The sequence below is a fragment of the Streptomyces coelicoflavus genome (assembly GCF_045041415.1).
Lineage (GTDB): Bacteria > Actinomycetota > Actinomycetes > Streptomycetales > Streptomycetaceae > Streptomyces > Streptomyces coelicoflavus.
Map to the genome: position 1 here is coordinate 7,449,094 of NZ_CP108218.1, position 11,494 is coordinate 7,460,587.

Sequence of the window (11,494 nt, forward strand, 5' to 3'; positions counted from 1 at the left end):
ACATGCCGCCAAGCGGTCTACCGGGGCAGCGACTTCAGCGTGGCGCGCGCCTCGTCCATGATGCGCCCGACCAGTTCCGTGCAGGACGGCAGGTCGTCGATCAGGCCCGCCACCTGACCCGAGGCCATCACCCCGATGTCCGTGCGCCCCTCGACCATCGAGGCCTTGAGCAGCATCGGGGTGTTGGCGGCCAGCAGCACCTGGCCCCAGGTCAGTTCCTTGCCGTGCTTCATCGCCAGTCCGTCCCGCACCAGCCTCGGCCAGCTCGCACCCGTCTCCTTCCGGAACGCCGCGGCGTGCCGCAGCGCCCGCAGGCTCGACGTCAGACGGCCGGTCCGCTCCAGCGAGTCGACCATCGCGGTGCGCAGCATGCGGTGCGGCATGCCGTCGACCTTCGTCGTGACCGTGACGTCCTTGACCGAGGCGGCCAGGTACTTCGCCTTCACCTCCGCCGGGACGGTGCTGTCGGAGGTGAGCAGGAAGCGGGTGCCCATGCCGATGCCGGCCGCCCCGTAGGCGAGCGCGGCCACCAGGCCCCGCCCGTCGTGGAAGCCGCCCGCCGCGATCACCGGTATGCCGACGGCGTCCACGACCTGGGGGAGCAGCACCGACGTCGCCACGTTCCCGGTGTGCCCGCCGCCCTCGCCGCCCTGCACCATCACCGCGTCCGCGCCCCACGCGGCGACCTTCTCCGCGTGCCGCCGGGCGCCGACCGAGGGGATGACCACGACACCGGCGTCCTTGAGCCGTGCGATCAGCTCCTTGGACGGCGCGAGAGCGAAGGACGCCACCCGCACGCCCTCGTCGACGATGATCCGCACCCGGTCCGCGGCGTCCCCCGCGTCCGCCCGCAGATTGACGCCGAACGGCGCGTCCGTACGGGACTTGACCTCCCGCACCGCCGCCCGCAGCTGCTCCACGGACATCGTCGCGGAGGCGAGGATGCCGAGCGCCCCCGCGTCGGCGGAGGCGGACACCAGCCGGGGGCCGGCCACCCAGCCCATCCCGGTCTGCACAATCGGGTAGCGCACCCCGGTCAGCTCGGTGAGCGCCGTCGCGAACGACCCGTCGCCCGCCGTGCTCACGCCGGGACCTCCCGCTCCCGCAGCCCCTTCGGGTCGACGACCTCGCGGATCAGCCGCAGCTCCTCCTCGGTCGGCTCCCGGGTGAGGGGCACCTCGTCGGGGACCGTCAGCGCGAAGCCGGTGGCCCCGGTGACCTGCTCGACGGTGACCCCGGGGTGCAGGGAGCGCAGCCGCATCGTGCGGTCGGGGGTCTCGAAGTCGAAGACGCCGAGGTTGGTGACGACCTCGGGGATGCGGTGGTAGCGGGTCGCGGCGGGACCAGCCGCCGCCGCCCGGTCGTACCCGACGCCGCTGACCATGTCGACGCGCTCGACGAACACCCGCGCCGAGTGCTTCGGCACCCAGTAACTCGTGGGATTGTTCAGCGTGTTGACCGGAGCCCCGCGCACGCCGAGCAACTGCCGGGTGGGGCGGGCCCAGTCGCCGATGCAGGAGATGTTCTGATTACCGTGGCGGTCGAGCTGGCTCGCGCCCATCATCACGTGCCGACGGCCGGTGGCCGTCAGCGCCAGGTGCTGGCGGAACGGCAGCCAGCCCTCCACGGCCCCCGGCCGCTCGCCGACCGCCGGGACGTCCGCCATGAGCAGCGCCTCCCCGTCGGTCAGCAGCAGGCCCGGCGAGAAGGTGAGCTTGGCCAGGCGGGCCCCGATGGCCGGGACGGTGCCCATCGGGCTGGCGAGCACCTCCCCGTCGCCGCGCCAGGCCTCGGCGCAGGCCACCACGCAGTACTCGGCGCGGGTCGCGGCCGGCAGGCCGGTCTCGGTGACGCTCATGCTTCCTCCTGCTGGTCCTGGTGGTCCTGCCGGTTCTGGTGGAACGCCGCGACGGCGGCCTGGTAGGCGGCTTCGTCCCCGGACAGGAACCGCGCCTCGAACGCCTGCCACGCCTCGGGATCGCGGGCGGCCCGGACGTAGGCGCGCTGGAACTCCTCGTCCCGGTCGTGGTCGGGGACGCTGGAGGTGAAGTGCGCGCCGTTCGGCGTCTGAACGACACCGTCCACGAACAGGCGCTTGACCAGCAGGGTCTGAGGGCCGTGCTCCTTCAGCAGGTCCGCCGTGTCCACGATCCGCTCGCAGGAGACGTACGCGTGGTCGGCGGCCTCGCAGAACAGGTCGTCGAAGTACGGGTCCGGGCCCAGGTACTGGCCGTTGCCCTGCGCGTCGGCACGGTTGAGGTGGACCAGCGCCGCGTCCAGGCGCAGAGCCGGTGCCGCCACCAGCTCCTCCCCGTCGTCGTAGGGCGAACGGACCGTGCGCAGCGAGGGGTTGACCTTCATCACGTCCGATCCGAGCCCGGCCCGTACGGGGATGAACGGCAGCCGCTGCGCCCCGGCGGTCAGGCCCCACATGAGCATCGCCTCGTCCAGCTCCACCATCTCGAACGCCCCGCGCTGCCGGGCGGCGGTGAAGTGCGGCTCCAGGGGAATCGAGTCCAGGGTGCCGAAGGCGGCGACCAGCTTGCTGATCCTCCCGGCGGCCGCCAGTAGACCGACGTCGGGGCCGCCGTACGACACCACGGTCAGATCGGTGACGTCCGAGCGCAGCAGCGCCCGTACCAGGGCCATCGGCTTGCGGCGCGAGCCCCAGCCGCCGATGCCGATCGTCATGCCGCTGCGCAGCCGGCCGACGACGTCGTCCGCCGTCATCGTCTTGTCCTGGGTCACGCGCGCTGCTCCTTGTCCGTGCCGGAAGTGCCGGAAGTGCCGGAAGTGCCGGAAGTGCCGGTGCCGGAGATGCCGGTGCCGGAGGTGTGGGTGCCGAAGGTGTCGCGCACGCGGTCGGCGACCCCGCTGAGGTTGGCCTCGAAGGTGAAGCCCTGCTCGAAGCGGTAGCTGCGGCGTACGTCGACGGGGTCGATTCCGTTGATGGCGGCCTTGGCCAGCCGGATCAGCTGTCCGTCCTTGGCGGCGATCTCACCCGCCAACTCCATTGCGGCCGACCGCAGTTCCCCGCGCGGGACCACGCGCCACACCGAGCCGTGCCGGTGCAGTTCCTCGGCGGTGGCGGTGCGGGAGGTGTAGTACAGGGCCCGCATCAGGTGCTGCGGGACCAGCCGGGCGAGGTGCGTGGCCGCGCCGAGCGCTCCGCGGTCCAGCTCCGGCAGCCCGAAGGTCGCGTCGTCGGACGCCACGATCGCGTCGGCGTTGCCGACCAGGCCGATGCCGCCGCCCAGGCAGAAGCCGTGCACGGCGGCCACCACCGGGACCTCGCACTCGTAGACCGCGGCGAACGCCTCGAAGCAGCCCCGGTTGGCGCCGATCAGCGCGCCGTGCCCCTCCGTGCGCTGCATCTCCTTGATGTCCACGCCCGCGTTGAACCCGCGGCCCTCGGCGGTGAGCACCACGCAGCGCACCTCGGGATCGGAGCCCGCGGCGCGCACCGCGGCGGCCAGCTCGTACCAGCCGCGCACGGGCAGGGCGTTGACCGGGGGGAAGTCCACGGTGACGACGGCGACGCCCTTGTGCGGGGCGGAGGTGGAGACACCCATGAGCAGATCAGCTACCTTTCCACCAAACGTTTGTTAGGCAGAAGGTAGCAGTGATGCGAACGCCGGGGGAGTGCCCCGTGCCACTGAGCGGTACGGCCCCGCCCCCGGCCCCACCCGAAAGGACACCCTCATGACCTCACCGACCCCCCTGTGCGCCGGCCGCGTCGTCGCCGTCACCGGCGCCGGCCGCGGGCTCGGCCGCGCCCACGCCCTGGCGTTCGCCGCCGAGGGCGCGAAAGTCGTCGTCAACGACCTCGGCGTGGGCCTCGACGGCTCCGGCGCGGGCGGCGGCCCCGCCCAGCGGGTCGTCGAGGAGATCCGCGCCGCCGGCGGCGAGGCCGTCGCGCACGGCGGCGACATCGCCACCGGCGACGGCGCGGCCTCCCTCGTCGCCGCCGCCCTCGACTCCTTCGGCCGGCTCGACACCCTGGTCAACAATGCGGGCTTCCTGCGCGACCGGATGCTGGTGAACCTGGACGAGGACGACTGGGACGCCGTGATGCGGGTCCACCTCAAGGGCCACTTCCTGCCGCTGAAGCACGCGGCGGCGCACTGGCGCGCCGAGGCCAAGGCGGGCCGCGTCCCCGAGGCACGCGTGATCAACACCAGCTCCGGAGCGGGCCTGCTGGGCAGCGTCGGCCAGGGCAACTACTCCGCGGCCAAGGCGGGCATCGTCGGACTGACCCTGGTGGCCGCCGCCGAGATGGGCCGCTACGGCGTCCAGGTCAACGCGATCGCCCCGGCCGCCCGCACCAGGATGACCGAGGACACCTTCGCCGAGACCATGGCGGCGCCCGGCGCGGGCGGCTTCGACGCCATGGCCCCGGAGAACGTGTCGCCGCTCGTCGTGTGGCTCGGCTCGGCGGCCTCGGCCGGGGTGAGCGGCCGGGTCTTCGAGGCGGAGGCGGGCCGCATCACCGTGATGGAGGGCTGGCGCCCGGGCCCCACCGCCGACAAGGGCGCCCGCTGGACCCCGGCCGAGGCGGGGGAGACGGCGACCAGGCTCCTGGCCGCCGCCGAGACGCCCCAGCCGGTGTACGGCGCCCGCTGACCGGGCCGCACGACGCGGAACGGGGCGGTGACGAGTCGTCACCGCCCCCCGTCCGTGGGCCACCCGGTCGGCGTCAGCCCTTGGCCCGCTCCCCGCGCACCCCGCCCGCCAGCAGCGCCGGGGACTCGGGGCGGCCGTCCAGGACACGGTTGGTACGGGTGACCACCTCCCACCCGGGGGCGGAGTCCGTACGGCGCAGCCGCCAGTGGTTGGCGGTGGCCCGGCGGACCACGTACCGGCCCTCCTCGTGCACCACCATCAGCGAGTGGCACACGGCGACCGCCTCGTCGCCGTCGACCGTGATGTGCGGCGGTCCCACGACGTGCGCGCAGCCCTGCCGGATCCAGCCCCGGTGCGCGGCGGACCGCACCATCGCGCCGATCTGCTCCCGGCCCGCGAGGAAGAGCTCGTCGATGTCGTAGACACCGTCCGGCGCCCACAACGCGGCGACACCGTCCGCGTCGCCGCCGTCGACCAGCGGCCCGTACGAGGCCATCATCCTGGCGATGTCCCGCTCGTCCTCCAGACGCCGCAGCCGCGCTTCGACGTCGTCCGGCAGCCGCTCGCTCACGCCGCCGCCTCCCCGGCCGCCGCGACGCCCGCGATCTTCGCCAGCGCCTCCAACTGCTCCACGTAGTGGGCCGACGACTCGGCCGCCAGCGACACGCTCACCAGCGTCGCCCCCGCCTCGGACACCTTGCGCAGCGCCCGCGCCGCGGCGTCCGCGTCGCCGGACGGATCCAGCGGGCGTCCCGCGCTCAGCACCACCTCGAAGCCCTCCGGCAGGGTCGCCGCGTCGACCATCTCGCGCAGCCGGTCCAGCGGCAGCCCGAACGGCACCCAGCCGTTCCCGTACGCCACCGCCCGCCGCAGTGAACGAAGCGTGCGACCGCCGATCCACAGGGGCACCGTCTCCTGCACGGCGTGCGGCTCCACCACGAACCCCTCGTAGCCGAAGTGCTCCCCGTGATAGGCCGGTTCACGGCGGGACAGCGAGGCCCGCAGCGCTGCCAGGGCGTCGTCGGCGATCCCGCCACGCCCCTCGAAGGCCGCGCCGAGCAGCCGGAACTCCTCCTCCAGGCTGCCGACTCCCAGCCCGAGCACGAGCCGCCCGCCGGAGACCCGGTCCAGCGTGCCGTAGCGCTTGGCGAGGGCCAGCGGGTGGTGGTAGCCCAGCACCAGGACCTGGGTGGCGAGCCGGATGCGGCGGGTACGGGCGGCGAGGTACCCGAAGGTGGCGAGCGGATCCCAGTAGGTCCCGCCCCGCTGCTCGGCGACGTCCACGGGCACCGCCACGTGCTCCGAACAGGTCAGGTGGTGGAAACCGAGCCGGTCGGCGGCCTCGGCGACCGCCCCCAGCTCCTCGACGCCGGCACCGCGCTCCCACGGGGAGTGGACACCGGGCACGGCCGTGACGACGGGACTGTTGATGCCGATCCGCATGGGGGCACCTCTCTCGGACGCGAGCAGACGGGAGGGGACGAGGCGAAGGGGGGAGAAGAGGGCGGGGGGAAGAGCCATCCAAGTCCGCGCCCCGCGTCGCAGGCGGCCGGATCCCACTGACCGGAACGCCGCGCACCGGGCCCGCACGGCACGCGAAAGCATCGGCGGCCGACGGAAGGACGCCAGACCGTGCCCCGAACGAGCGGCGAGAGAACCCCCGCGCACCCCACCTCGGCCAAGCAGCGCCAGCGCCACGCCCGGATCCTGCGGAGCGCGGCACGGCTCGGCGCGGCACACGGACTCGACCGGGTGCAGATGCAGGACGTGGCCAGGGAGTCCGGCGTCGCGATCGCCACCCTCTACCGCTACTTCCCCTCGAAGACCCACCTGTTCGCCGCGGTCATGTACGCCCAGGTACTCCGGCTCGACGCCGAGACACCGCCCCCGCCGCCGGGCACCGGACCCGTGGAGGCCGTGACCGGCCTGCTCACCGGGGCGAGCCGACAGCTCTTCGAACAGCCGCTGCTGGCCCTCGCGATGATGCGGGCCAACAACGCCGCACCCGTCGACCACGACGGCGGCCCGGCCCGCCGCACCGACGAACTCCTCGCCGGTCTGATGCTGCGCACGGCAGGCGTGAGTCGCCCCACCGAGCGGGACCGCCGCGTGGCCCGCCTGCTGCAACAGGCCTGGTACGGGCTGCTCGTCACCGTCCTGTACGAGCGCTCCTCGCCCCAGGACGCGCAGGACGGCATCCGGCTGGCCTGCCACCTCCTGCTCGCCCCGCAGCCCGGTCACCGGGAGTGGACGGGACCTCGCGCGAGCGGGCCGACTAGCGTGCCCGCACTTCACCGGCCGACCTGAGGAGCCCCCATGTCCCGCAACGTCGTCGTCACCGGTTCCGGTTCCGGGATCGGTGCCGCCCTCACCGGTCTCCTGCGCGCCCGGGGCGACCGCGTCATCGGCGTCGACCTGCGCGGCGGCGAGATCGACGCCGACCTGTCCACCCCGCCGGGCCGTGCCGCTGCCGCCGCCGCGGCGACCGAGGCGGCCGGCGGGGTCGTGGACGCGGTCGTCACCTGCGCCGGCACCTCCGTGCCCGGCACCGCGATGGTCACCGTCAACTACTTCGGCACCACCGAGTTCGTCACGGCGCTCCGCCCGGCCCTCACCGCCGCCCGGCAGCCCCGCGTCGTCGTCATCGGCTCCATCTCGGGCACCCAGGCCACCGACCCGGAGGTCGTCGCCGCCTGCCTGGCCGCCGACGAGGACAAGGCCCTGGCACACGCGGAACGCGCCGTCGCCGACGGCCACGCCCGCCGGCTCTACCCCTCGTCCAAGGCCGCGCTCGCCCAGTGGGCGCGCCGCACCGCCGTCGCCGAGGGCTGGGCCGACGCCGGGATCCCCGTGAACGTCGTCGCGCCCGGCATCGTGCTAACCCCCATGAGCGCGGGCCTCTTCGACGACCCCGCGATGAAGAAGGTCATGGACGCCGCCGTCCCGATGCCGCTCAACGGCTACCTCCGGCCGGAGGACGTGGCGCGGGCCGTCCTCTTCCTGGCCGGTGACGACAACACCCACATCACCGGGCAGGTCCTCTACGTCGACGGAGGCGCCGAGGCGACGCTGCGCGAACCCGCGCACTTCTGACCCGGCGAGGCACCCGCCCCGGCGTCCGGGACACCCACCCGGCACCGCGGAGGGCCCCGGCCGCGTACCGCGACCGGGGCCCCGCGTACTCCGGGCCCCTCAGAGCCGTACCGAGTGCCGGACGACCTTGCCGGTGGCGTTGCGCGGCAGCGCCTCGGTGGTCAGCCGCCAGCGCCGGGGCACCTTGAAGTAGGCCAGTTCCCCCGCCGCGTACTCCCGCAGCTCCTCCTCGGTGACCTCGGCCCCCGGCCGGAGCACCACGACGGCGGCCACCTCCTGGCCCAGATCGGGGTGCGGCGTCCCGACGACGAGGCACTCCGCCACGTCCGGGTGCTCGACCAGCACCGTCTCGATCTCGGCCGGGTAGATGTTCTCGCCGCCCCGGATGATCAGGTCCGAGCGGCGGCTGACCAGGAACAGCCGGCCCTCGCGCAGGCACCCCAAATCCCCGGTGCGCAGCCAGCGGTCCGCGCCGATCGTGTCGGCGGTGGCCCCGGGGTCGCGCCAGTAGCCCAGCATGTTGTACATGCTGCGCACCCACACCTCGCCCTCCTCGCCCTCGCCGAGGACCTCGCCGAGCGGGTCGCGGATCTCCAGCCGGACGCCGGTCACCGGCCGGCCCAGGGTGCCGGGGGCGGCCGCCAGCTCCTGCGGGTTCGCCGCCGCGATCGCCGTACAGGACTCGGTCAGCCCGTAGCTGTCCACGAGCGAGTCCTTCGCGAACGGCAGCTCGCGCCGCAGCCGCTCCTTGAACGCCGTCGTCGACGGCGCCGAGGCCAGCGCGAACGCCGTCAGCGACGACGTGTCGTACCGGTCCGCGCCGCCGTGTTCGAGCAGCCGGTGCGCCATCGTGGGCACCGCGCCCCAGTTGGTGACGCGTTCCCGCTCGACCATGGCCAGGACCGCGTCCACGTCGAACGCGCCCTGGTGCAGCGCGATCCGGCTGCCCGTGGCGAGCCGCGGCACGGCGAGGTTGTGCAGGCTGGCGATGTGGAACAGCGGCAGGGTGAGCAGGTAGACGCGGTCCTCGGCGGTCAGCGGGTCGCCGAACTCGTGCAGCAGCGCGTCGTTCAGCCGGTGGTACTCCACGACCGCCAGCAGGTTGCGGTGGGTGTGCACGGCGCCCTTGGGGCGGCCCGAGGTGCCCGAGGTGTAGAGGATGACGGCCGGATCGTCCTCGGCGACGTCGGCGGACGGCAGCGGCGCGTCCGGGTGAGCCACCGCGAAGCGGCTCACGTCGTCCTCCAGGGACACCACCGGGACCCCGCAGCCGGCCAGCTTCGCCGACTGCCGGGCGTCGGCCACCACCAGCGACGGCTCGGCGTTCGCCACCCCGTGGGCCATCTCGCGCGGTGACCACCAGGCGTTGAACCCGACCGCCACCGCCCCGATCGACACCGTGGCCCAGAAGGTCTCGATCCACTCCGGGGAGTTCGCGGCGGCGATGGCCACCCGGTCCCCCTTGGCGATGCCGTACTCCTCGCGCAGCACCCGGGCCAGTGAGGCGACCCGGGCCGCGTGGGAAGCGAAGCTGATCCGGCGGTCCGCGGTGACGATGTAGTCGCGGTCGGCGTGCGCGACGGACGCGTGCAGCACCTCGTGCAGGGCCCGCTGCCGGTGGGTGAAGACCGGCAGCCGGGCGCCCAGCACGTCGTCTTCGGCGAGCTCGAACCGGCCGCCCGGGCCGGTGAGCGCGGCCACTCGGGCGAGGGCGGCAGAGCGGTGGTCCGTGTCGCTGGGCATCGGGACTCCTGGTGCGTCGGAAACCTCACGGGGATCGCGGTCGTGGTCAGTCTCGGCGCGGACCGGGGATCGCTCCCCGGCCGGTTCCGGTCACCGGGACACCGTGTCACGGCCCGGTCGGACGCGGAACGGCCGCCCCGCCCACCCGGCTCCCGGTGAGTGGGATGCGTCACGTCGGCCGGATTTCGCCGGCCGTAGCGTCCACCCACCCGATCCGGCTTCCACCCCCCCGGAACGGCTTCCACCCACCCGATCCGGCTCCCATCCACCCGGTCCGGCTTCCACCCACCGGTCCGGGCATCCACCCACCCGGTCCGGCTCCGGACCGTCACCGCTTCCCCCCACCGGACTACTGGAGGAACACATGAAGCGAGCACCACGGGCGCGAGCCCGACTCGCCGCAGCCCTGGCCGCCGCGGCGATGCTCACCTCCGCGTGCGTCTCACCGGACGACGGGGGCAGCGACAGCGGCACGCGGCAGAAGGCCGAACGCGGCCGCTACACGTTCGGCAACGTCGGCAAGCAGCCCGCGGGCGGCGAGCCCGTCCGCGGCGGCACCCTGCACTTCGCCGACTACGCCGAGGCCCGCAGCCTCAGTCCCGCCGCCACCTACGCCACCGGCGCCTCCGGCGGCTCCGCGCTCGCCGCCGTCTACGACGTCCTCATGCGCTACGACACCGCCGCCCACAGGTACGAGCCGTGGCTGGCGAAAGACCTGCGCTCCAGCGACGACGCCAAGACCTGGACCCTCACCCTGCGCGACGGCGTCGAGTTCTCCGACGGCACCCCGCTCGACGCCAAGGCCGTGATCGGCAGCATCACGTGGTACCAGGAGAACAAGGGCGCCGACACGGCCCTGCTCGCCCCGAACCTCGCCAAGATGGAGGCCAAGGGCGACTCCACCGTCGTCTTCACCCTCCGCAACTCGTGGGCCACCTTCCCCGCCATGCTCGCCCAGGCCCCCGGCATGATCGTGGCGCCCGCCGCCCACGCCGGGAAGAAGTTCCGGCCCATCGGTGCCGGCGCCTTCACCCTGGGCTCGTACAAACCGCAGGAGGAGATGGTCCTCAAGGCGAACAAGAACTACTGGAAGGGCGAGCCCCACCTCGACGCGCTCCGCTTCACCTGGCCGCAGTCCGACCGCGCCAAGCTCGAGGCACTCGACGACGGCACCGCCGACGTGGTGTACATGCGCAGCCCGGACGTGGTCGACGAGGCGGTCAAGGCCGGCCACCCCGGCGAACTGACCCTCACCGGCCTCGGCAACATGGTCGTCGTCAACACCCGCGAGGGCCGCCCCGGCGCCGACCTCAGGGTCCGCAAGGCCATGGCCCTGGCCCTCGACCCCGCCCTCGACACCGAACGCGCCTACGACGGCAAGGGACTGCCCGGCCAGGAGATCTTCCCGCCCGAGTCGCGCTGGCACTCCGACGTGAAGCCGCTCGGCATCGACCTCGAACAGTCGAAGAAGCTGCTCGCCGAAGCCAAGAAGGACGGCTACGACGGCACCGTCACCTACATGGACGGCACCGACCCCGTCTCCCGGGCCAAGGCCGTCGTCACCAAGGCGATGCTGGAACGCGTCGGCTTCAAGGTGGAACTCGACCTCGTCTCCTCCATCGCCGACCGCACCTCGAAGACCTACGTCGAGCACGACTTCGACCTCAGCCGCGGCGCGGCCAGTGTCTCCGAGAGCGACCCCTACCACCGCCTCCAGAGCGTCCTGAACTCCAAGAGCTACGGCAACCCCGGCGGTTACGCCAACCCGGAGATGGACCGGCTCCTCGTCGAGCTCCAGGGAGCGACCGACGAGGCGCAGACCCAGCGGGTCCTCGACGACATCCAGACCCTGTTCAACGAGGACGTCCCCCTCATCAACCTCGGTGCCAGCGCCGCCCTCACCGCCTGGGGCGAGAACGTGCACGGCATCGTGCCGACCGACGAGTACATGGCCCTCTTCGGCGAGGCCTGGATCGGCAAGTGACCCCCGCGGCCCCGGGCCCGGCGGTGGCGCCGCCGGGCCGAGATCTGGAGG

At 73.5% G+C, this 11,494-nt stretch carries 11 protein-coding genes; 4 read left to right on the forward strand and 7 right to left on the reverse strand.

All coding sequences use genetic code 11. The features are described from left to right. Window positions 1-17: 17 nt before the first annotated feature. Genes OHA99_RS33540 through OHA99_RS33555 form a run of 4 tightly spaced genes read right to left on the reverse strand, consistent with a single transcriptional unit; the run spans window position 18 to window position 3,572 of the window. Window positions 18-1,085: an NAD(P)H-dependent flavin oxidoreductase gene (locus OHA99_RS33540; protein WP_405698605.1), complete on the reverse strand. Its 1,068-nt coding sequence runs from the start codon at window positions 1,083-1,085 to the stop codon at window positions 18-20. Next, a complete protein-coding gene (locus OHA99_RS33545) occupies window positions 1,082-1,858 on the reverse strand; it encodes a CoA-transferase subunit beta (protein ID WP_381498974.1) in 777 nt (258 codons plus the stop codon). Before OHA99_RS33545 ends, OHA99_RS33540 begins: the two co-directional genes overlap by 4 nt. Next, window positions 1,855-2,730, reverse strand: coding sequence for a CoA transferase subunit A (locus OHA99_RS33550; protein ID WP_405699038.1), 876 nt, complete (start codon window positions 2,728-2,730; stop codon window positions 1,855-1,857). Before OHA99_RS33550 ends, OHA99_RS33545 begins: the two co-directional genes overlap by 4 nt. Before the next feature lie 14 nt (window positions 2,731-2,744). Beyond that, window positions 2,745-3,572 (reverse strand): enoyl-CoA hydratase family protein, encoded by an 828-nt coding sequence (locus OHA99_RS33555; protein WP_405698606.1) that lies wholly within the window; start codon window positions 3,570-3,572, stop codon window positions 2,745-2,747. Between the two features lie 130 nt (window positions 3,573-3,702). On the opposite strand from OHA99_RS33555, the gene OHA99_RS33560 reads away from it, so the two are divergent. Further along, complete coding sequence (locus OHA99_RS33560; protein ID WP_405698607.1) at window positions 3,703-4,623, forward strand: SDR family oxidoreductase; 921 nt, start codon at window positions 3,703-3,705, stop codon at window positions 4,621-4,623. Window positions 4,624-4,696: 73 nt separating this feature from the next. Here OHA99_RS33560 and OHA99_RS33565 read toward each other — a convergent pair whose 3' ends face one another. Next, window positions 4,697-5,194: a nuclear transport factor 2 family protein gene (locus OHA99_RS33565; RefSeq protein WP_153181193.1), complete on the reverse strand. Its 498-nt coding sequence runs from the start codon at window positions 5,192-5,194 to the stop codon at window positions 4,697-4,699. After that, a complete protein-coding gene (locus OHA99_RS33570; RefSeq protein WP_153181194.1) occupies window positions 5,191-6,066 on the reverse strand; it encodes a TIGR03619 family F420-dependent LLM class oxidoreductase in 876 nt (291 codons plus the stop codon). Before OHA99_RS33570 ends, OHA99_RS33565 begins: the two co-directional genes overlap by 4 nt. A 189-nt stretch (window positions 6,067-6,255) precedes the next feature. Between OHA99_RS33570 and OHA99_RS33575 the strand changes: the two genes are divergently transcribed. Together OHA99_RS33575 and OHA99_RS33580 are read left to right on the forward strand one after the other, a co-directional pair. Further along, the gene (locus OHA99_RS33575) at window positions 6,256-6,930 is read left to right on the forward strand and encodes a TetR family transcriptional regulator (protein ID WP_153181195.1); all 675 of its coding nucleotides are present in this window, start codon (window positions 6,256-6,258) and stop codon (window positions 6,928-6,930) included. Window positions 6,931-6,939: 9 nt separating this feature from the next. Next, the gene (locus OHA99_RS33580) at window positions 6,940-7,716 is read left to right on the forward strand and encodes an SDR family oxidoreductase (protein WP_153181196.1); all 777 of its coding nucleotides are present in this window, start codon (window positions 6,940-6,942) and stop codon (window positions 7,714-7,716) included. 99 nt (window positions 7,717-7,815) lie between these two features. Here OHA99_RS33580 and OHA99_RS33585 read toward each other — a convergent pair whose 3' ends face one another. Next, window positions 7,816-9,459 carry a class I adenylate-forming enzyme family protein gene (locus tag OHA99_RS33585; protein ID WP_405698609.1) on the reverse strand — a complete coding sequence of 548 codons (1,644 nt, stop codon included), beginning with the start codon at window positions 9,457-9,459 and terminating at the stop codon, window positions 7,816-7,818. A gap of 364 nt (window positions 9,460-9,823) precedes the next feature. Here OHA99_RS33585 and OHA99_RS33590 point away from each other — a divergent pair, with 364 nt between their 5' ends. Beyond that, window positions 9,824-11,443, forward strand: coding sequence for an ABC transporter substrate-binding protein (locus OHA99_RS33590; protein ID WP_164385841.1), 1,620 nt, complete (start codon window positions 9,824-9,826; stop codon window positions 11,441-11,443). The last annotated feature ends 51 nt before the right edge of the window (window positions 11,444-11,494 follow it).

Coding starts and splice junctions, on each gene's coding strand:
- OHA99_RS33585 (WP_405698609.1), bottom strand. CDS start 9,459: ATGCCCAGCGACACGGACCACCGCTCTGCCGCCCTCGCCCGAGTGGCC.
- OHA99_RS33560 (WP_405698607.1), top strand. CDS start 3,703: ATGACCTCACCGACCCCCCTGTGCGCCGGCCGCGTCGTCGCCGTCACC.
- OHA99_RS33570 (WP_153181194.1), bottom strand. CDS start 6,066: ATGCGGATCGGCATCAACAGTCCCGTCGTCACGGCCGTGCCCGGTGTC.
- OHA99_RS33550 (WP_405699038.1), bottom strand. CDS start 2,730: ATGACGGCGGACGACGTCGTCGGCCGGCTGCGCAGCGGCATGACGATC.
- OHA99_RS33545 (WP_381498974.1), bottom strand. CDS start 1,858: ATGAGCGTCACCGAGACCGGCCTGCCGGCCGCGACCCGCGCCGAGTAC.
- OHA99_RS33580 (WP_153181196.1), top strand. CDS start 6,940: ATGTCCCGCAACGTCGTCGTCACCGGTTCCGGTTCCGGGATCGGTGCC.
- OHA99_RS33555 (WP_405698606.1), bottom strand. CDS start 3,572: ATGGGTGTCTCCACCTCCGCCCCGCACAAGGGCGTCGCCGTCGTCACC.
- OHA99_RS33590 (WP_164385841.1), top strand. CDS start 9,824: ATGAAGCGAGCACCACGGGCGCGAGCCCGACTCGCCGCAGCCCTGGCC.